This is a genomic window from Pseudomonas cimarronensis (assembly GCF_049331905.1).
Taxonomy (GTDB): Bacteria; Pseudomonadota; Gammaproteobacteria; order Pseudomonadales; family Pseudomonadaceae; genus Aquipseudomonas.
Window position 1 is genome coordinate 507258 of sequence record NZ_CP186283.1, and the last position, 19014, is coordinate 526271.

Annotated in this window: 23 protein-coding genes; 5 read left to right on the forward strand and 18 right to left on the reverse strand. The window is 60.9% G+C overall.

What is annotated here, in order from left to right; all coding sequences use genetic code 11:
• The first annotated feature begins 13 nt into the window (after positions 1 to 13).
• Complete coding sequence (locus tag ACOCLD_RS02400) at positions 14 to 784, forward strand: MetQ/NlpA family ABC transporter substrate-binding protein (protein ID WP_422910708.1); 771 nt, start codon at positions 14 to 16, stop codon at positions 782 to 784.
• 56 nt (positions 785 to 840) lie between these two features.
• Here ACOCLD_RS02400 and ACOCLD_RS02405 read toward each other — a convergent pair whose 3' ends face one another.
• Positions 841 to 1710 carry a LysR substrate-binding domain-containing protein gene (locus tag ACOCLD_RS02405; protein WP_422910709.1) on the reverse strand — a complete coding sequence of 290 codons (870 nt, stop codon included), beginning with the start codon at positions 1708 to 1710 and terminating at the stop codon, positions 841 to 843.
• Between the two features lie 110 nt (positions 1711 to 1820).
• On the opposite strand from ACOCLD_RS02405, the gene ACOCLD_RS02410 reads away from it, so the two are divergent.
• Positions 1821 to 2246, forward strand: a complete 426-nt coding sequence (locus tag ACOCLD_RS02410) for a VOC family protein (protein WP_422910710.1) — start codon at positions 1821 to 1823, stop codon at positions 2244 to 2246.
• A 4-nt stretch (positions 2247 to 2250) separates the two neighbouring features.
• Here ACOCLD_RS02410 and ACOCLD_RS02415 read toward each other — a convergent pair whose 3' ends face one another.
• The 5 genes from ACOCLD_RS02415 to ACOCLD_RS02435 are packed head-to-tail and all read right to left on the reverse strand — an operon-like array spanning position 2251 to position 6175.
• Positions 2251 to 2883, reverse strand: a complete 633-nt coding sequence (locus tag ACOCLD_RS02415) for an SCO family protein (protein ID WP_422910711.1) — start codon at positions 2881 to 2883, stop codon at positions 2251 to 2253.
• Positions 2884 to 2894: 11 nt separating this feature from the next.
• Positions 2895 to 3794: a heme o synthase gene (gene cyoE, locus ACOCLD_RS02420; protein WP_422910712.1), complete on the reverse strand. Its 900-nt coding sequence runs from the start codon at positions 3792 to 3794 to the stop codon at positions 2895 to 2897.
• A gap of 24 nt (positions 3795 to 3818) precedes the next feature.
• Complete coding sequence (locus ACOCLD_RS02425) at positions 3819 to 4859, reverse strand: COX15/CtaA family protein (RefSeq protein WP_422910713.1); 1041 nt, start codon at positions 4857 to 4859, stop codon at positions 3819 to 3821.
• 25 nt (positions 4860 to 4884) lie between these two features.
• Positions 4885 to 5469: a hypothetical protein gene (locus tag ACOCLD_RS02430; RefSeq protein WP_257776300.1), complete on the reverse strand. Its 585-nt coding sequence runs from the start codon at positions 5467 to 5469 to the stop codon at positions 4885 to 4887.
• Positions 5444 to 6175, reverse strand: coding sequence for an SURF1 family protein (locus ACOCLD_RS02435; RefSeq protein ID WP_422910714.1), 732 nt, complete (start codon positions 6173 to 6175; stop codon positions 5444 to 5446). Before ACOCLD_RS02435 ends, ACOCLD_RS02430 begins: the two co-directional genes overlap by 26 nt.
• Positions 6176 to 6263: 88 nt before the next feature.
• Between ACOCLD_RS02435 and ACOCLD_RS02440 the strand changes: the two genes are divergently transcribed.
• Positions 6264 to 6467: a twin transmembrane helix small protein gene (locus ACOCLD_RS02440; protein ID WP_422910715.1), complete on the forward strand. Its 204-nt coding sequence runs from the start codon at positions 6264 to 6266 to the stop codon at positions 6465 to 6467.
• Positions 6468 to 6472: 5 nt separating this feature from the next.
• Here ACOCLD_RS02440 and ACOCLD_RS02445 read toward each other — a convergent pair whose 3' ends face one another.
• Genes ACOCLD_RS02445 through coxB form a run of 4 tightly spaced genes read right to left on the reverse strand, consistent with a single transcriptional unit; the run spans position 6473 to position 10692 of the window.
• On the reverse strand, positions 6473 to 7369 hold the full coding sequence (locus ACOCLD_RS02445) for a cytochrome c oxidase subunit 3 (protein ID WP_257776303.1): 897 nt from the start codon (positions 7367 to 7369) through the stop codon (positions 6473 to 6475).
• 12 nt (positions 7370 to 7381) lie between these two features.
• Positions 7382 to 7948 carry a cytochrome c oxidase assembly protein gene (locus ACOCLD_RS02450; RefSeq protein WP_422910716.1) on the reverse strand — a complete coding sequence of 189 codons (567 nt, stop codon included), beginning with the start codon at positions 7946 to 7948 and terminating at the stop codon, positions 7382 to 7384.
• 10 nt (positions 7949 to 7958) lie between these two features.
• Positions 7959 to 9563, reverse strand: a complete 1605-nt coding sequence (ctaD, locus tag ACOCLD_RS02455) for a cytochrome c oxidase subunit I (RefSeq protein ID WP_422910717.1) — start codon at positions 9561 to 9563, stop codon at positions 7959 to 7961.
• 4 nt (positions 9564 to 9567) lie between these two features.
• Complete coding sequence (coxB, locus tag ACOCLD_RS02460) at positions 9568 to 10692, reverse strand: cytochrome c oxidase subunit II (protein ID WP_422910718.1); 1125 nt, start codon at positions 10690 to 10692, stop codon at positions 9568 to 9570.
• Between the two features lie 361 nt (positions 10693 to 11053).
• Here coxB and ACOCLD_RS02465 point away from each other — a divergent pair, with 361 nt between their 5' ends.
• Positions 11054 to 11710, forward strand: coding sequence for a hypothetical protein (locus ACOCLD_RS02465; RefSeq protein WP_422910719.1), 657 nt, complete (start codon positions 11054 to 11056; stop codon positions 11708 to 11710).
• Between the two features lie 29 nt (positions 11711 to 11739).
• Here ACOCLD_RS02465 and ACOCLD_RS02470 read toward each other — a convergent pair whose 3' ends face one another.
• From ACOCLD_RS02470 to ACOCLD_RS02480, 3 genes are all read right to left on the reverse strand, one after another.
• Positions 11740 to 12468 carry a carbonic anhydrase gene (locus tag ACOCLD_RS02470; protein WP_422910720.1) on the reverse strand — a complete coding sequence of 243 codons (729 nt, stop codon included), beginning with the start codon at positions 12466 to 12468 and terminating at the stop codon, positions 11740 to 11742.
• A gap of 112 nt (positions 12469 to 12580) precedes the next feature.
• Positions 12581 to 13639, reverse strand: coding sequence for a PA0069 family radical SAM protein (locus ACOCLD_RS02475; RefSeq protein WP_422910721.1), 1059 nt, complete (start codon positions 13637 to 13639; stop codon positions 12581 to 12583).
• Positions 13640 to 13731: 92 nt separating this feature from the next.
• Positions 13732 to 14658 carry an AEC family transporter gene (locus ACOCLD_RS02480; protein WP_422910722.1) on the reverse strand — a complete coding sequence of 309 codons (927 nt, stop codon included), beginning with the start codon at positions 14656 to 14658 and terminating at the stop codon, positions 13732 to 13734.
• 88 nt (positions 14659 to 14746) lie between these two features.
• On the opposite strand from ACOCLD_RS02480, the gene ACOCLD_RS02485 reads away from it, so the two are divergent.
• The gene (locus ACOCLD_RS02485) at positions 14747 to 15151 is read left to right on the forward strand and encodes a GFA family protein (protein WP_422910723.1); all 405 of its coding nucleotides are present in this window, start codon (positions 14747 to 14749) and stop codon (positions 15149 to 15151) included.
• Between the two features lie 44 nt (positions 15152 to 15195).
• Here ACOCLD_RS02485 and ACOCLD_RS02490 read toward each other — a convergent pair whose 3' ends face one another.
• From ACOCLD_RS02490 to ACOCLD_RS02510, 5 genes are all read right to left on the reverse strand, one after another.
• Entirely contained in the window at positions 15196 to 17121 is a 1926-nt protein-coding gene (locus ACOCLD_RS02490) for a DUF4105 domain-containing protein (protein ID WP_422910724.1), read from the reverse strand.
• A 23-nt stretch (positions 17122 to 17144) separates the two neighbouring features.
• Positions 17145 to 17465, reverse strand: a complete 321-nt coding sequence (locus ACOCLD_RS02495; RefSeq protein ID WP_422910725.1) for a DUF2388 domain-containing protein — start codon at positions 17463 to 17465, stop codon at positions 17145 to 17147.
• A 99-nt stretch (positions 17466 to 17564) separates the two neighbouring features.
• Entirely contained in the window at positions 17565 to 17882 is a 318-nt protein-coding gene (locus ACOCLD_RS02500) for a DUF2388 domain-containing protein (RefSeq protein ID WP_257776313.1), read from the reverse strand.
• A gap of 77 nt (positions 17883 to 17959) precedes the next feature.
• Positions 17960 to 18166 (reverse strand): DUF1127 domain-containing protein, encoded by a 207-nt coding sequence (locus ACOCLD_RS02505; RefSeq protein ID WP_422910726.1) that lies wholly within the window; start codon positions 18164 to 18166, stop codon positions 17960 to 17962.
• A gap of 267 nt (positions 18167 to 18433) precedes the next feature.
• The gene (locus ACOCLD_RS02510) at positions 18434 to 18649 is read right to left on the reverse strand and encodes a DUF1127 domain-containing protein (protein WP_257776315.1); all 216 of its coding nucleotides are present in this window, start codon (positions 18647 to 18649) and stop codon (positions 18434 to 18436) included.
• Positions 18650 to 19014: the final 365 nt, after the last annotated feature.

Sequence of the window (19014 nt, forward strand, 5' to 3'; positions counted from 1 at the left end):
CAAGGAGTTAGTCATGAAAAAACTGATCGCCGCAGTCGCTGCCCTGGCCGCGTTCTCCGCCCAGGCCGAAAGCCTGAGCGTCGCCGCCACTGCCGTACCGCACGCAGAAATCCTCGAGTTCGTTAAGCCGGCCCTGGCCAAGGAAGGCGTTGAACTGAACATCAAGGTGTTCACCGACTACGTGCAGCCCAACGTGCAGGTTGCCGAGCAGCGCCTGGACGCCAACTTCTTCCAGCACCAGCCGTATCTGGATGAGTTCAACAAGAGCCGTGGCACCGAGCTGGTCAGCGTAGCCGGCGTGCACGTCGAGCCCTTCGGCGCCTACTCCAGCAAACACAAAAACCTGAATGAGCTGCCACAAGGCGCCAACGTGGTGATCCCCAACGACGCCACCAACGGCGGCCGCGCCCTGTTGCTGCTGCAAAAGGCCGGGGTGCTTACCCTCAAGCCGGAAGCGGGCATCCTCGCCACGCCGAAAGACATCGTCGAGAACCCGAAAGCCATCAAGGTGCGTGAACTGGAAGCGGCCACCCTGCCGCGCGTGCTGACTCAGGTCGACCTGGCGCTGATCAACACCAACTACGCCCTGGAAGCCAAGCTCAACCCAACCAAGGATGCTCTGGCCATCGAAGGCAGTGACTCGCCGTACGTCAACATCCTGGTGGCGCGTGCCGACAACAAGGACAACGCCGCCCTGCAGAAGCTGGCCAAGGCACTGAACAGCGCCGAAGTGAAAGCCTTTATCGCTGAGAAGTATCAGGGCGCTGTGGTTCCAGCGTTCTAAGACGCCACGTTAGCTGCACCCTCTACCAAACCCCGCCCTGTTGCGGGGTTTGTCGTTTAAGGCCGGGTGGCCGCTTCACGCAGGCACTCCAGCAGGCAGTCCAGGGCCGGCTGACGCTGAGCGCGGCGCAGCACGGCGACCAGTTCGCGGTGGAAAGTCAGCTCGCCCAGTTCGATCACCCGTAACTGCGTCGGCCGCTGCAGCCACAGGCCTGCTCGCGGAATCAGCGACACGCCGAGGCCACACTCGACCATGCGCACGATGGCTTCCAGCTCGTCCAGCTCCAGCGCTTCCTGCACCGTCAGACGCTGCTCGCGGAGGAACTGATTGACCCGCCGCCCACCAAACGAGCGCCGGTCGTAACGCACGAAGGGCTGCTCGGCGAGGATCTGCAACGGGTCATCCGCCGTCACGCCGAGCGGGGTGATCAGCACAAACGGCTCGCTCGCCAGACTGATCTGCAGCAGTTCCTTGGGCAGATCGAACGGTGGCTTGATCAGCAGCGCCAGGTCCAGTTCGCCGGCATCGATCTGGCTCAGCAAGTTCAGCGACACCCCCGGCACCAGCTTCAGCTCGACCCGTGGAGCGGCCGCGCGAAAACGCGGCAAGGCCTCGGGCAGCAGGCCGGTCTGCAGCGTGGCAATCGCCCCGACCTTAAGCTCGCCCTGCCACTCAGCCGCGCTGGTCGGCAGGGCCATCTGTGCATACAGCCCGAGCATCTGCTCCGCCAGCGGCAAGGCATGCCGACCGGCCGCATTGAGCACCGCCGAACGCCCACTGCGCTCGAACAGTCGTACGCCCAGCCCCTGCTCCAGCACGCGCATCTGCGCGCTGACTGCCGACTGAGTAAGACCAACTTGCTGACCCGCCGCCGCGAAGGTGCCATGCCGCGCCACCGCCACAAAGGTTTTCAATTCACGCAGCATCGACGTCTCGATTTATCAATTTTATTGGTGCTTGCAAGCAAGGATATTCGCTTTTCATCAGTATCGCTGCTGCTGAGAATCTTATGACCCTAACCTCAAGGACCTAGCCCATGGCGCTCGCACCCTTTCACCTGGCAATTCCCGTTTACGATCTGGCAGCCGCACGGCATTTCTACGGCGAGGTGTTCGGCTGTGCCGAGGGCCGCAGCAGCGACCACTGGGTGGATTTCGACTTCTTCGGCCACCAACTGGTGATCCACCAGACGCCAAAGATGGCCTACCAGGAAGCCGCACACAGCAACCCGGTGGACGGCCACGACGTGCCGGTGCCGCATTTCGGTGTGGTATTGGGCTGGGAGGATTGGCAAACGCTGGCGGCACGGCTACAGGCCAAGGGCACGCAATTTGTGATCGAACCCTATGTGCGCTTCGCCGGCCAGGTGGGCGAGCAGGCCACATTGTTCCTGCTCGACCCATGCGGCAACGCCCTGGAGTTCAAGGCGTTCAAGGACATCAGCCAGCTATTTGCCAAATAGCGGGTTATGGGCGATCGAGTAGGCCGGGCAACTGAGCGGCCAGCTTGGTGTTGTTGATCGGCGCGCGGATAAAGCCACGCTGCTTGCCGTCGGGGCCAATCAGCACCAGGTTGCCGCTGTGGTCGACGGTGTAGTTTTCCTTGCTGGTATCGGCCGGGATAAACGGAATGCTGACGCCATTGGCCAATTTCTGAATGGTTGCCTCTTCGCCGGTCAGGCCGATAAAGCCCGCATCGAAGTAATCCAGGTACTTCTTCAACTGCTCCGGCGTATCACGGTGCGGATCCACCGTAACCAGCACGATGCGCAATTTGGCCAGGGTTTCCGGCGGCAGCTGGCCTTGCAGCTGGCGCAGTTGGGCGAGGGTGGCCGGGCAGATATCCGGGCAGAAGGTATAGCCGAAGAACAGCAGACTCCACTGATCCTTGAGCTGATCCACCGCCACGGTCTGTCCGTCCTGATTGGTCAGGCTCAGCTCCGGCAAGTTGCGGCTCTGTGGCAGCAGGACGATGCCGGCATCGAGCAGCACGGTGGGGTCACCCTGGCCCTTGCTGGTCAGCACCTTGTTGACGGTCAGGCCCAGTACCAGGGCAACGATAGCAACGAGAACAAAAACGGTGATCTGGGTTCGGCTCATGGCACCAACGATTACAGGTTTAACAGCAGATAGTGGTCGACCAGCAGGGCGATAAACAGCGCGAAAAGATACCAGATGCTGTACTTGAAGGTGCTGATCGCCGCATGCGGTTTGCTGTCACGGTACAACACCACCGCCCAGTACAGAAAACGCCCGCCCAGCAGCACGGAGCAGGCAAGGTAGAGCAGCCCGCTCATATGAATGGCATAAGGCAGCAGGGTCACGGCAAACATCACCAGGGTGTAGAGCAGGATATGCACCTTGGTGTAGTGCTCGCCATGGGTCACCGGCAGCATGGGGATATCAGCCTTGGCGTATTCCTCCTTGCGGTGGATGGCCAGGGCCCAGAAATGCGGCGGCGTCCAGGCGAAGATGATCAGCACCAGCAGCAGCGGTTCGGCGCTGATATGCCCGGTGACTGCGACCCAACCGAGCAGCGGTGGCGCAGCGCCAGCCAAGCCACCGATGACGATGTTCTGTGGCGTGGCGCGCTTGAGAAAACCGGTGTAGAGCACTGCGTAGCCGAGCAAGGAGGCCAGGGTCAGCCAGGCGGCCAGCTCGTTGGTAAAGGTCAGCAGCAAGGCCATGCCGGCCACCGCCAGCAACAGAGCAAAGCCCAGCGCCGCCGCCGGCGACAACCGTCCAGCGGTCACCGGCCGTTTGTGGGTACGCGCCATGATCGAGTCGATACGTCGATCAACCACATGGTTGACCGCCGCCGCCGCACCGGCGCACAAGCCGATACCCAGGTTGCCGAAGATCAGCACTTCCCAGGCCACACCCGCACGGGTGGCGAGAAACATGCCGACCAGGGAGGTGATCAGCATGAGCACCACCACCCGCGGCTTGGTCAGTTCCAGATAATCGCGCCAACTGGCGTGGGCTTGCTGTTCGCGCACTAGAGTAGCCATAAGGTCTCTCCTCGATTGTTCTGGTTATTTGCCGGGCAACGCGGCGAAGCCGCCGGGCGCGTCTGTTGCGGTGGATGTCAGCCATGCAGGGCTGCGCAGTCGGTAATTGATCAGCACCAGGGTCAGCAGCAGAGCCGCGCCGCCAAGGTTATGCGCCACAGCCACCAGCAACGGCAGATGAAACACCACGTTGCTGATACCCAGACTGATTTGCACCGCCAGGGCCAGCACCAGCAAACCGGCCAGGCGCGCCAGGCAATGACGCTTGAGCTGCCAGGCAAGCAGCAGCAGCACCAGGGTCACCAGCAGCGCGCCGATACGGTGAGTCATATGGATGGCGGTGCGCGCATCGCTATCGAGTTGGCCGCCGAGGTAGTTGGGGCCGATATGTTGGGTCAGGTGAAAGCCATTGGCGAAGTCCATCGCCGGCCACCATTCTCCGTGGCAGGTGGGCAGGTCAACACAGGCAACTGCCGCGTAGTTGCTGCTGACCCAACCACCGAGAGCGATCTGCCCGATCACCAGCAGCAGGCCGAGCGCAGCCAGGCTACGCAGTCGTGCGGGAAGATTGGTCAAAACGGCCATTTTGCCGGATAGGCGCAGGGTTAAAAGAAATAACAGACTGAGGGTGGCGAAACCGCCGAGCAGATGTGCGGTAACGACTTGCGGCCAGAGCTTCAGGGTCACCGTCCACATGCCGAAGGCTGCCTGCAACGTCACCAGACCTAGCAAAAACAGCGGCAGTTTGAGTGGCTGACCCGCCTCGCCACGGCGGCGTAGCGCCTGCACCGCCAGGCCAAGAATCACCAGCCCCAGAGCACCGGCAAAATAGCGGTGGATCATCTCGTACCAGCCCTTGGCCACTTCCACCGGCGCGTCGGGAAAGCGCGCTTCGGCCAGGGTCTGTTTGTGCTCGCTCATCGGCACACCGATAAAGCCGTAGCAGCCGGGCCAGTCCGGGCAACCGAGGCCGGCGTGGGTCAAGCGGGTATAGGCACCGAGCAGCACCACCACGACCGCCAACAGCGTGGCGAACAGGGCAAAACGGTAACCAGGCTTGCTCATCATCAGTCCTTAGCCGTTGCCAGCATTAGCCGATCTGGGAAATTTTCAAAAGATGCCGCAGGTCATTGAGAATCGCCTTGCCCTTGCTGGTGGCGTCATAACGCAGCACCAGATTGCCGTGCGGGTCGACGATCCACAGCTGCGCGCCGGAGGCGGAGCCGGCCGTCTTGCCATAGGCATCCAGTTGCAGCTGATAACGCGCCAACTGCGGATATTCACGGCGCAGCTGGGCGTCATAATCGCCAGCAATGGGTTGAGCAGTGGCCAGGCCATGGGCAGCGCGGGCGACATCCCGGTTGAGGCCGATATGCACCTGACGCGCGAGGAACACCAGTTCCTTGCAGGCGGCATCACAGGCATCCGGAACAGTGACCAGCAGTTGCCAGCGCTGCTCATCGGCACCAACTACGCCGAGGTCGGCGCGGGTCTGTCCGTTGCCGATCAGTTCGCCGTGGTAGCTGCGGGTTTCCGGCACCCAGAAACGCCACTGGTACATGGCACTGGCCAGAAGCATCGGACCGATCACCACGGCCAAGATCAGGATCAGTTGCAGCCGCCCGCGGCGACGTTGGCTGGGTGACACTTCAGGCAGGGCGATGGCTGGGTTCATGGCGAGTCTCCCGCGCATTAGATAGACCGAGATAGATAAACAGACCGAGCAAGGCCGCCGCCAGGGCGAACCATTGCACGGCATAACCCAGGTGTTTGTCCGGGCTCATGGCAACCACCGGCCAGTCACTCTGAAATGATGCCGGGCCAGGCAATAGGCGTACTTCGTAACTCAACCCGCCACGCCCCAATTGCTGCCACAGGGCATCCGGTTTGACCTCGCTGATCACACGCGGCCAACCGCCAGCTACCGGCGTATTCTGTAGCTGAAAGGCCTCCCCCGGAGGCACATACACCGTGGCCTGCAGGCGCAACGGCGTATCTGGAGTGGTGAAGGTTGGGGTAATACGCCGATCTGGCCAGGGCAGCCAGCCACGGTTGAGCAGCAGCCAAAGGCCGCTGGCCTGATCGTAGAAGGGCTGCAGCACTTCCACCCCGACCTTGCCGTCGCGGGTGCGGTTGTCCAGCAGCAGGGTATGCCGTGCATCGAAGAAACCCTGCAGCTGCACACGCTGGTAAGCCGGGTTGGTCTGACGCTCCAGCTCATCAATGCTGATCGGTGCAGCCAACTGTTGGGCTTGATGTGCGGCCAGCAGCTCACGCTTTTCTTCGGCCCGCGCCAGCTGCCAGAAACCCAGGGCAATCAGACAAGGAAACAGCAGCAGCACCAGTACGCTGGGCAGCCAGCCAGGACGGAAGGCGCTCATAGCAACCTCCCTGAAGCCCTGTACAGGCTGGCTATACTGCAGCTGAAGCGCATTTCCCTTCCCCCGAAGTTCCGCTTGGGAGTCACGCATGCTCAAAGCCGCGATCGTCCTGTTACTGCTGGCGACTCTGGTCAGCCTGTTCAGTGGCCTGTTCTTTCTGGTCAAGGACGAAGGCCGCACCTCACGGGTGGTCAACGCACTGACCGTGCGCGTCACGCTGACGGCCCTGACCATTGCCCTGGTGACCTGGGGCTTCTACAGCGGCCAGCTGATTTCCCACGTCACCTGGTAAGCGCCTCACAACACATAAACGAAGACAAACAGACCAATCCACACCACATCAACAAAGTGCCAGTACCAGGCCGCCGCTTCGAAACCGAAATGCTGCTCGGGGCTGAAATGACCACGTATCACCCGAATCAGCATGATGCTCAGCATCAGCGCGCCCAAGGTCACATGAGCACCGTGAAAGCCGGTGAGCATAAAGAAGGTCGCACCGTAGATGCCTGAGCCGAGGGTCAGGCCCAGCTCGGTGTAGGCGTGGATATATTCTTCGACCTGCAGTACCAGAAAGGCGAGGCCGAGAATCACCGTCAATGCCAGCCACAGGGTCAGCGGCTTGCGGTGGTTCTTGCGTAATGCGTGGTGGGCGAAGGTCAGGGTAAAGCTGGAAGTGACCAGCAGAATGGTATTGATCAGCGGCAGCCCCCAGGCACCGATCACCCCACTGGGCGCCGGATAGAGTTTTGGATCAGGGGTGTTGAGCATCGGCCAGCTGTACTCGAAACCCGGCCAGAGCATGTTGGCGATACCCTTGTCGCCCTCGCCACCGAGCCAGGGCCCGGCCCAGGTACGCACGTAGAACAGCACACCAAAGAACGCCGCAAAGAACATCACCTCGGAGAAGATGAACCAACTCATGCCCCAGCGAAACGAGCGATCCATCTGCGGGCTGTAGAGGCCGCCACGGCTTTCCTTGATCACATTGCCGAACCAGCCAAACAACATGTAGGCGAGAAACAGGCCGCCGATAAAGAAGATCAATGGGCCATTGGAGTCGGCGCGGTCGGCCTTCAGATCATTGAACCAGGTGCCTACGCCGTACACCGATAACAGCATGCCCAGCGTGGCGATGATCGGCCATTTGCTCTGGGCCGGGACGTAATAGTTCTCGTGGCTTTCATGACTCGACATTTATTGTTCTCCTTATTGAGCCGCCCGGGTAAGGGTCGCCTGTGCCACCGGCGGGATGCGCGCGGTAACGTCAAACAAGGTGTAGGCCAGGGTCAGGTGGCGAACATCTGCCGGTAAGTCTCGATCAACGATAAATTGCACCGGCATCTCAATGCGCTCGCCGGGTTGCAGAACCTGCTGGGTAAAGCAAAAGCATTCGGTCTTGTGGAAGTAAGCCGCGGCCTTGGACGGTGCCACGCTGGGAATCGCCTGGGCGGTCATCGGCTTGTCGGTGGGGTTGTGGGCAATAAACAGCATTTGCGTGCTGTCGCCCGGATGCACCACCACTTCATCCGCCTGAGGGCCGAACTCCCAGACCATCTCGGCGGCATTGGTAGCAAGAAACTGCACCCGCACCTGACGCGATGCATCGGTGCTTTGCTGCCCGGCTTCATAAGCACCGGCGGTCTTGCCGTTGATGCCGAAGGCCTGGCACATCACGTCATAGATCGGTACCAGAGCGAAGCCGAAAGCGAACATGGCCACCACCACCAGACACAGGCGGAGAACCAGACGACGGGTCGACAAGGCTTCGCTCATGGTGCGCTCCTTATTTCACGTCCGGTGGCGTGCTGAAGGTGTGATAGGGCGCCGGCGATGGCACCGACCACTCCAGCCCTTCGGCGCCATCCCAGGGTTTTGCCGGTGCTGGCTTACCGCCGCGGATGCACTTGATCACGATAAACAGGAACAGCAACTGGGTTGCGCCGAACATGAAGGCGCCGATGCTCGACACCATGTTGAAGTTGGCGAACATCATGTTGTAGTCCGGGATACGCCGCGGCATGCCGGCCAGGCCGACAAAGTGCATCGGGAAGAACGCCAGGTTCATGCCGACGAAACTCATCCAGAAATGCAGCTTGCCGAGGGTTTCGTCGTACATGTGCCCAGTCCACTTCGGCAGCCAGTAGTAAGCCGAGGCGAAGATGCCGAAGATCGCGCCAGGCACCAGCACGTAATGGAAGTGCGCCACCACGAAGTAGGTGTCGTGGTACTGGAAGTCCGCCGGGGCGATGGCCAGCATCAGTCCGGAGAAACCACCGATGGTAAACAGGATGACGAAGGCCACCGAGAACAGCATCGGCGTCTCGAAGGTCATCGAGCCGCGCCACATGGTGCTGGCCCAGTTGAACACCTTCACCCCGGTGGGCACGGCGATCAGCATGGTGGCGTACATGAAGAACAGCTCGCCGGTCAGCGGAATGCCGACGGTGAACATATGGTGCGCCCAGACGATAAACGACAGGAACGCGATGCTCGCCGTCGCATAGACCATCGAGGTGTAGCCGAACAGCGGTTTGCGGGCGAAGGCCGGGATGATTGCACTGACCGCGCCGAACGCCGGCAGGATCATGATGTACACCTCGGGGTGACCGAAGAACCAGAACACGTGCTGGAACAGCACCGGATCACCGCCACCGGCGGCGCTGAAGAAGCTTGTGCCGAAGTGGATGTCCATCAGCATCATGGTTACGCAACCGGCCAATACCGGCATCACAGCGATCAGCAGGAAGGCTGTGATCAGCCAGGTCCAGACGAACAGCGGCATCTTCATCAGGGTCATGCCGGGAGCGCGCAGGTTGAGGATGGTGGCGACCACGTTGATCGCCCCCATGATCGAACTGATACCCATCAGGTGCACAGCAAATATAAAGAAGGTCACCGATTCCGGCGCATAGGTAGTCGACAGCGGCGCATAGAAGGTCCAGCCGAAGTTCGGCCCGCCGCCCTCCATAAACAGCGTGCTGACCAGCAGGCCGAACGCCGCTGGCAGCAACCAGAAGCTGAAGTTGTTCATCCGCGGCAGGGCCATGTCCGGCGCGCCGATCATCAGCGGAATCATCCAGTTGGCCAGGCCGACGAAGGCCGGCATGACTGCGCCGAAGACCATGATCAGACCGTGCATGGTGGTCATCTGGTTGAAGAATTCCGGCTGCACGATCTGCAGGCCCGGCTGGAACAGCTCGGCACGAATCACCATGGCCATGCTGCCGCCCAGCAGGAACATGGCGAAGCTGAACCACAGGTACATGGTGCCGATGTCTTTATGGTTGGTGGTCAACACCCAGCGCATCAGGCCTTTGGCCGGGCCGTGGTGATGGTCATGTCCGGCATGACCGTGGCCAGCGTGGCCCGGATCGATCACTGCACTCATGTCCTTACTCCTGAGCCTGTTTGAACGCGAGGATGTCCTTCGGCGTGACCATGTCGCCTACCGCATTGCCCCAGGCGTTGCGTTCGTAGGTGATGATCGCGGCGATATCGACTTCCGAGAGTTGCTTGCCAAAGGCCGCCATCGAGGTGCCCGGTTTGCCGTTGACCACAATATCGATATGCCCTTTGGCCTCACCCTTGGCGATGGCCGAGCCTTTCAACGCTGGGAACATCGGCGGCAGGCCTTCACCGTTTGGCTGGTGACAGGATGCACAGTTGGTCTGGTAGGACTTCTCGCCACGCGCCATCAACTCGTCCATGGTCCACTCTTTGCTGGTCAGCTCACGCTCAGCGGCTGCGGCCACCTTGCGCTCGGCCAGCCAGGTGGCGTAGTCCTCTTTCGACTTGGCTTCGACCACCACGGGCATAAAGCCGTGGTCCTTGCCGCATAGCTCGGTGCACTGGCCACGGTAGATGCCGGGCTCGTCAATGCGCGTCCAGGATTCGTTGACGAAACCGGGGATGGCATCCTTCTTCACCGCCAGTGCCGGCACCCACCAGGAGTGGATGACATCGGCGGCAGTGATCAGAAAGCGCACCTTGGTACCGACTGGCACCACCAATGGTTCGTCGACCTCCAGCAGGTAATGCTCACCTTTGCTGGCCTTGTTATTGATCTGATCTTTGGGGGTCGCCAGGTTGCTGAAGAACTCGACGTCTTCACCCAGGTATTTGTAGTGCCACTTCCACTGGTAGCCGGTGACCTGGATATCCAGCTCCGACTCACTGGAGTCATAGATTTCAATCAGGGTCTTGGTCGCCGGTATGGCCATCAGTACCAGGATGACCAACGGAACGACGGTCCAGAGAATCTCGACCGTGGTGCTTTCGTGGAAGTGTGCCGGCTCCTGGCCCGTCGAGCGGCGGTGGACGAGCATCGACCAGAACATCGCGCCGAAGACGATCACGCCGATCACGACGCAGATCCAGAAGATGGTCATGTGCAGGTCAAATACTGAGCGGCTGACCTCGGTGGCACCTGGCGTCATGTTGACGCCCCAGCTGGCGTGCGCCGAGCTGAATACCAACCACAACAGGAGGCCCATCCAGACTCGTGGATGTCGCATCATTGCGGGTTCCCCTTAATTGTTCTTGTTATCCCGCCGAATCGGTCAGTGGCTAAGTCATCACACATTTCACGGTGAAAATGCCTGTGACAACTGTCCGTGCCGCAGCTGATTCGGAGTTATCAGGTACTGCCTTTCGAATTCGAGTATAGACACGGACTTGCACCTGGCAACGCGAAAGCCGAAATGGGGTGAAGGCTACAAGGCCTATGCTGAAAGCCGCGGCAGTCGTGGGATCGACGGAAATCTGCGATGGCTTATATAGCCGACTCGTATAACTGTTTAATAATTATGACAATCGGGTCTTAGCAGATGCGCTGAGCCAGCTAAGGTTCTCGCCCATGTCCTTAATTCAGGAGCCGTCATGAACATCGCCGCATTGCAGCAACTGATCCAACGCGCGCAACAACACGAAGCCAGCACAGGTCAGTTAGCCGAACAGATGCGTAACCATCTGGATCAGCTACACCCATCCATTCGCCTGCCCAGCAGTGACACTGACGGTGTGCTGCTGCGCTTTGTCAGCGCTTATATCGAACAGGTGCCGGAGCTGCTGCAGGCAGCCCAGCAGGTGGCCCGCGAAGCCGGGATCGAAGCGCAAATCAAGCCGGTACTCAAGGTAGCCGAACAGTTCTTTCTGCAGCCGCCGGCACTGATGGCCGGGCATGAAGGCTTGGAAGGATTGCTGGATGAGGCTTACCTGGCTCACCGCCTGGTTGAAGAGGTGAATGACCGCTACATCACCCACCTGGGCGCGCCGCTGATTCCACTGGATACCACGGTGGCCAACCTGATCGCCCACCAGTTGATCGGCGAGCCCTTTGCCAATCAGCTGGACGAAGCGGTGCATCACGCCGTCGATGGTATGCTCGACGATGCCAGCTTTGCCCAGGATTCGGTGCAGGCCTATCGCGAGCGCCTGCACAGCCCGCAGACCGAAGCGGCCTGGCAGCGCTGGCCGTGCTTGTCGCGGCAACTCGGGGTTGAGCTACAACTGGGTGAAACCCGCGCGGCGGGTTAGCAGGCCTTAACCCCCCGCACGGTGGCTGATTAGCTGCCCGGCAGATAGCGCGCGCGGGGAGTAGCCATCGGCAGTGAGCCCTCGCCGATCAGGCGGAACTCGCCCTTCTCCGCGTCGTAGGCCTTGATCTCGCTGGTTTCGATGTCATACACCCAGCCGTGGATAAACAGCTGGCCGCTGGCCACGCGTGCCGCCACCGACGGGTGAGTACACAGGTGATTGAGCTGGGCCACCACGTTCTCCTCGGTGAGAACGCCCAGCCTGTCATGACCTTCACAGCCGCAGTTTGCCTCGACCACTTTGAGCGCCACTTCGCTGTGACGCAGCCAGGCCTTCACCGTCGGCATGCTCTCCAGAGTCTCGGGGGCCAGTACGGCCTTCATCGCACCGCAGTCAGAGTGGCCGCAGACGATGATGTGTTGCACGCCCAGCGCCAGCACCGCGTACTCGATGGCGGTGGACACGCCACCCATCATCTGCCCGTAGGCTGGCACCACGTTGCCAACGTTGCGGTTGACGAACAGGTCGCCCGGCGAGCTCTGGGTAATCAGCTCCGGCACCACCCGCGAGTCGGCGCAGGTGATAAACATCGCGCGCGGGTTCTGTGCGGTGGCGAGCTTCTTGAACAGTTCTTCCTGTTGCGGAAACACCTCACTGCGAAAGCGTTTGAAACCGTCGACGATGCTCTGCAGTGCTTCTTCAGCACTCTCACTGCCGGTGCGCCCCTGCAACGGGATCAACTGATGCTTGTATGGCATGTTTGCGACCTCTGAACCTGAAAAAAACCTGCTAAAGCGACAGCCAAGCCCGCTGGCAAGTCACATGCCAAGTGTCACTGGCGCAGCCGCCAACAGCAACCTTGCATGCCTGCTAAAGCAATGCCAGTTGACCACCTGGAGGGCAGAAGCGCGTGCAATCGAGGTTGAACCCCTCACGTCGAGTCAGGCCCAGACGTTTGCTGGCCAGGGCAAAACGTTGCGCGAGCAGTTCGGCAAACGCCCCTTCACCGCGAAAGCGCTCACCGAAACGGCTGTCATACAGCGCACCGCCTCGGCTCTGACGGATCAGGCTAAGCACATGCTCGGCGCGCTGCGGGTAGTGCGCCTGCAACCACTCCTCGAACAGTGGCGCCACTTCGCGCGGCAGGCGCAGCAGCATGTAGTTGGCACTCTGCGCTCCGGCCTCCTTGGCTGCGGCCAGCAGATGCTCCAGCTCCATGTCATTGATCATCGGAATCATCGGCGAGCACAGCACGCCGACCGGAATACGGTTATCACGCAGCACGCGAATTGCCCGCAGACGTGCCGCCGGCGCAGCGGCGCGCGGTTCAAGGATGCGTTTGAGTTCGTCGTCCAGGGTGGTCAGGCTGATCATCACCGCCACCAGACGCTGCCGCGCCAGCTCAGTGAGCAAGTCAAGGTCACGCAGGATCAGCGAACCCTTGGTGACGATAGTCACCGGATGACGATAGTCGAGCAGCACCTTGAGGCTGTTGCGGGTCAGCAGGTGCTGGCGCTCGATCGGTTGATAAGGATCGGTGTTGGAGCCCAAGTTGATAGGCGCGCAGACATAGCCGGGCTTGCTCAGCTGTTGTTCGAGCAGGGCCACGGCATTGGTCTTGGCGATCAGCTTGGTTTCGAAATCCAGCCCTGGCGACAGATCCCAATAAGCGTGACTGGGCCTGGCGTAGCAATATATGCAGCCATGTTCACAGCCGCGGTAGGGATTCAGGGAACGGTCAAAGGGCAGGTCGGGCGACTGATTGCGGGTGATGATGCTTTTCGCGGTTTCGCAGCGCACCTCGGTCGCCCGGCTGGGCGGCACCTCCTGCAACCAGCCATCGTCAGTGGCGATAATGCGCTGTGGCGCAAAACGGTTATGCGGATTACTGGCAGTACCGCGACCGCGCGGCGGCAGAGAAATGGACATGGGCTGGCTCCATAAATTACTGTACATAAATACAGTAATTTGTATGTATCACCAAGCACCGACCGTCCGCCCGACCTTTCCCGGGATATGAGTCAGCCAGCCACCAGCAGCAACAGCGGCAAACTGACCGCCGCCAGCAGGGTTTGCAGGGTGATGATGCCGGCCATCAGCTGGCTGTCGCCGCCCAACTGCCAGGTCAAGACATAGGCCGTCGGTGCAGTTGGCAGAGCAAAGAACAGCACCAATACGGTGCTCTCCATCGCCGGCAGGTGCAGACCATAGGCCACCGCCCAAGCCAGCATCGGCATGCCCAGTAGACGCAGCAGGCTGTTCCACCCCAGGGCGGGAATCTCACCACTCAACTGCTCAGGTTTCAGTGCAGCACCGACACAGAGCAGACCCAACGGCAGGCTGGCGGCGGCGAGCAGACTGAGCAAACGATCACTGCCGCCCGGCAGGCCAAGGCCACTGAGGTTGACCAATGCGCCGCCCAGGCAGGCGAGGATCAGTGGATTCTTCAGGATCGGCAGCAACAAACTGCGCGCGCTAACGCCACGCTCGGCGGTGAGCGACCAGACGGACAGCACATTCACCGTCGGCACCATCAGGGCGAGCATGATGGCCGCGAGGGTCAGACCGTCCTGGCCGAACAGGCTGCCCACCGCCGCCAGCCCGAGGTAGGTGTTGAAACGCAGAATGCCCTGGCTGAAGGCACCAAAACGCCCCGCTGGCCAACCGCGCACCCGGCGCACCAGCAACAGCGCCAGCCAGGCGATACCCAGCGCCAGTAGAACGGCCAGCCCCAGGCGCGGCAATGCCGGGTTATCCAGCGGCGCAGTAGCCAGGCTGCTGAACAGCAGCGCCGGGAACAGCACAAAATAATTAAGCCGCTCGGCCCCTGGCCAGAACGCCTCATTGGGGAACGCCCAGCGACGCAGGCAATAACCCGCAACGATCAGGGCAAACAATGGCCACAAGGCCAGCAGCAGTTCGATCACGACAACCCCCAATAACAGCAAGCGCCCATCTTGGTCAGCCGCGTAAGGTGACGCAAGTTCGATACTGGTATTAGGCTGTTTTACCTGACCATCTCGTCGAGCAAAGCCAATGAGCGAAAACCATCAGGGCGGCTGCCTGTGCGGAGGCTTGCGCTATGAATTCACCGCACCGTTGCAGGACATCGCCCACTGCCATTGCTCGACTTGTCGGCGCAGCAGCGGCGGCATCGTCACCACCTGGATCAGTGTGCCGCTGACGAGCTTTCGCTGGCTGGCCGGCGCACCCCGCGAATATGCCTCGTCAGCCACGTGCACACGCAGCTTCTGCCCAACCTGCGGCGCGCAGTTGACGCTGTTCACCCGCCTCAGCCCGGACAGCCTGGATATCACCATCGCCACCCTTGATGAGCCCGCATTGGCCCCGGCGGATCGGCATATCTGGGTGCAGAGCCGCCTGCCCTGGCTGCACCTGGACGAGCATTTGCCGCAAGAACAGCAGGAGCATATCCCGTAGAAAGTGCAGGCTTCATGCTCTGCTTAGCCCGAATGCAATCCAGGCTACGGCAATATCAAGCCGCCACCCGCCTTATGCAGTGCGCGCAGGTGTTCGCCGAGTTGCGTCAGGTTGGCTTCAATGGCCTGCAATTGGGCCAGGCGCGCCGGCTCCAGCAGGCGACGTACTTCCTGATCGAGGTCGTCACTGAGCTGGCGCAGTTGCTGCTGCCGTGCCTGGCTTTCGCTTTCCAGACGTTGCCATTCAGCGCGCTGCGGCAGACCGTAGCCGCCTTCGAGCAATTCCGCCGGGCGGCTGAGAAAGCCGCTGTTGGCGAGAATCTGCTGCAACGCGCCACCGGCTTTGTTCACCGTCGGATCAACACCCTCACGCCCCCTCAGGTAGCGGCGTTTTAACTCATCCTGAGCCAATAGCAGTTGCCGGCGCAGCGCCGCCTGTTCGAGCAGCAGCAGAGCCGCACTGGTACGCAGATCGGCGCGAGCAAACCAGGGCTGACGCTGCTCCGCCGGTAAGCCCAGCCAGTCCTCGACTTGAGTCTGTTCGATCGGTAGCTGCGCTTGCAGCACGCTAAACATGGCCTGGTAACGCTCACGGAAGGAGTCGAAGCGATAGCCCAGGCGCAGCGCCTCGGCATCATCAGCCAGCACCGTGCGATCAGCCAGGTCACGGGCCACCAGGGTGTCGAGCAGGCCGTTGGGCATGATGCTGTCGAGCGCCTGCAAACGCGGGTGCTGAGTGCCACTGCGCAGCAGCTTGAGGGTTTCCACCGCGCAGTTGTTGGAGAGAAACCAGTAATCGCCGTCATAGCTCCAGTGCTGTTCGGCGGCGCGGGTCACCAGTTGCTCCAGCTGCGGGCGGTCCAGTTTGAGCGGCACCGACGCCAGGCTGCGCAGCTCGACCTTGGTGTACTCCTCGATCACCTGCTCCAGTGGCAAGACGAACAATCGCGACGGATACACACCGGTCAGGCCATCCCAACTCGATAGCTGCACGTCGCCGACAAAGGCGCGGTAAGAGAGCACCAGGTGCTCTTGCAGGTCCAGCCGGCAATCCGGCCCCAGTGGCCGACCGGGAGCACAGATCACCAGCCGCAGCATGCTATGGCCCCAGCGGCTGGCCAGCTCGTTGTTGGCCTCGGCCAGCAGGTAATCCACCTGATAGACCCGCTGCGGATCGATGCGACCCAGTGGCTGGCGGGCAAAATCGCGTCCGGCATTCAGGTAGGCCAGGCCTTCGGCGCAAGGTTGCTGATTAGTCGGCGTCCAGGCGAAATGCGCACTCAGGTAGCGCGCCAGCAGGGGCCGCCGGCAGGCGTAGCTGGGGTCGAGAAGGAAGTACTCCATATTCACCGCGAGAAACTCGCGCGGATTACTCAGCTCGTAGCTGTCCGGACTGCGCGCCACCTGATGATTGTCCGGCTCGCGCGCGCCACGCCGACCGACCTGCTGCGGCCAGCCGGCCAGGTCGAGCAGCAATGGATCATCACTCAGGGTAAAGCGCCGCGCCGTCTGCCCACGACAATCATCCGGTAGGCCAACGGCACCCAGGCTCTGCTCGCGCTGACGGCACTGGCGTTGCAGCTGCCGCTCGGCCTGCGGCCAGAGCTGGGCACGGTCATACAGGTGAGTGAGTTCGTGCAGCACGGTGGCCAGCAGTTCGCGGCGCTCAGAGCCATGAGGACGTGACGTCAGCGTAGTGACGCTGCTGCCATCGCTCAAGGCTGGCAGCAACGCGGCATTCAACTCGATCCCGCTGAAACGTCCAGCACGCCCATAAACCTCGGCCGGCAGCTCGCCCCAACGCACGCTGACACGCCGATCAAGCTGTTGCCTGAACTGCGGTGGCAGGGCCTGTAGCGCTTCCTGCAGCAGCTGCTGACTGGCCTGTTGCTCACCAGGGCTGAGCCCTTCGCCGTGCAACTGCAGGCGCAGTTCTGCCTGGCTACAGCTGCTGGCCAGTAACGTCAGCATCAGCAGCCAGGCCCGTGGCCGACTCACAGGGCGAGAATGGCTTCAGCCAATACCAGATCGGAAGCGCCCTGCGCCTCAGGCACTTGACTGCGCAGGATGCTGATAGCGGCTTCCAGCTGCGCACCACGGATCTTGCCGGCGCTGGCGACAAAGCTGGCAGCGTCATCGCGGGCAGCACGCACCACTTTCATATCGCGGATGGACGTGGTGGTGTCCGAGGTGAAATCGAGGGTGCGATCCAGCGCACGCACGATGATATTGCTGGTCGCAACCAGGGTTTGTGCCTGGGCCGTCGCACTAAGCAGGGCAACGGCGGCTACGGCACTGAGCAAGACAGGGTGCATAGGAATCTCCAGAATCAGCCATCAACCCATGACGGGTTGCCTTGGACGGGCATTCTAACGCGCAGTTCCATGCCGCCGTTCAGGCACACACCGTATCGGTCACAGGCTGAGTATGGCGCTCGCCAGTTGCATGTCATCGTCCGGCAACCCTGGGGCCTGCTGACGCATATGCTGCAACGCAGCTTCCAGTTGCACGCCACGGATGCTGCCCTGGCTGGCCACAAAAGCGGCGGCGTCATCACGGGCGGCCAATACCACTTTGTCATCGCTGAACGACGAGGACACTCTCGACGAGGCTTCCGAAGTGGCACCGAGCGAGCCGACAACAGCATCGGTGGTGACCACAAAGCTGGTGGCGCTAGCGCTACCGGCCACCGCCAGTAGCGTGGCCAGGCTGAGTGTGCGGATCATGTTCATGTACAACCTCCTGGAAAATCCCAACAGACAGGCTGGGTTGAGTGTAGACCCCAGCCTGGCCAGTTGGTTGCCTGCACTTAACGCCAGAAGGGTTTGGCCAACTCGTTCTGCCGCTGGGCTTCGCTGATTCCGGCATCGGCCAGCTGGCGGCTGTCCAGGCGAGCCAGTTGCTTGCGCGTGCGCTGGTTACGCTGCCAGCGGCACAGCGCAGCGTAGGCGCGCAACCAGAATGGGCGAGTCACTTGTAGGGTCGAGGACGGTTGGCGTTTAAGCGTACGTTCCATGGCGCATTTCCTTGTCAGAGACGGGAGTGGGCAGCCTATGGTGCGCGTCGCCGGATAAAGCAGGCAGAGACAGCGTCGCGGCATTGTTATGGTGCAGTTCAGGCTCTAACAAAACTGTACTGGCTGCAAGCTCGACAGACTGTTACAGGCCGCGGCCTGTCGCCGGAATTAAACACCGGCAGATAAAAAGAAAGCCCCAACACGCAGGGCGCTGGAGCTTTCAAAAATCCCATTAAGGGAGGAGCAGAAATCGGTGCTGGGTGACGCTTAACGCCAGAAGGGCTTGCTCAGTTCGGCATGACGCTGTGCTTCGCTGATGCCGGCGTCGGCAAGCAGGCGGGCGTCAAGGCGAGCAAGCTGGCGGCGGCTAACAACGCGGCGCTGCCATTGCAGAACAGTGGTGAAGATACGCAGCGGCAGAGCGCTGGAGCCGGTGGCTTGGCTATGGTCGAAAAACAGGTCGGAACTGAGGGTACGTTCCATGGTGATCATCCTTCCGCTTGTGGCGGGTCAGTGGTGTGTTGCGATGGGAAAATTATTGCTGTTGAGCCAACAGCGCAGTAGCCACAGCTGAATGAAATTGCAGCTCTAATAGATAGTTTGCTTTGTAACTGTTTGGTCTGTTTTGCATTCAACTGTACGGGTCATAAGTGCTTTAGCCTAAAAAATGTCGATAGGCAGATAAAAAACCTGTTCAACAGCCTTAATTGCAGTGAATACAAACAGGTACAGTTGTGGATTGCACTTATGTGACAGCTGACCTGTTTTTCAGATTTTCCTCTGGAAAAAACACTTTCCTGATCGAGCAGACAGAAAAAAGCCCGGCTAGCGAGCCGGGCTTTTTCTAC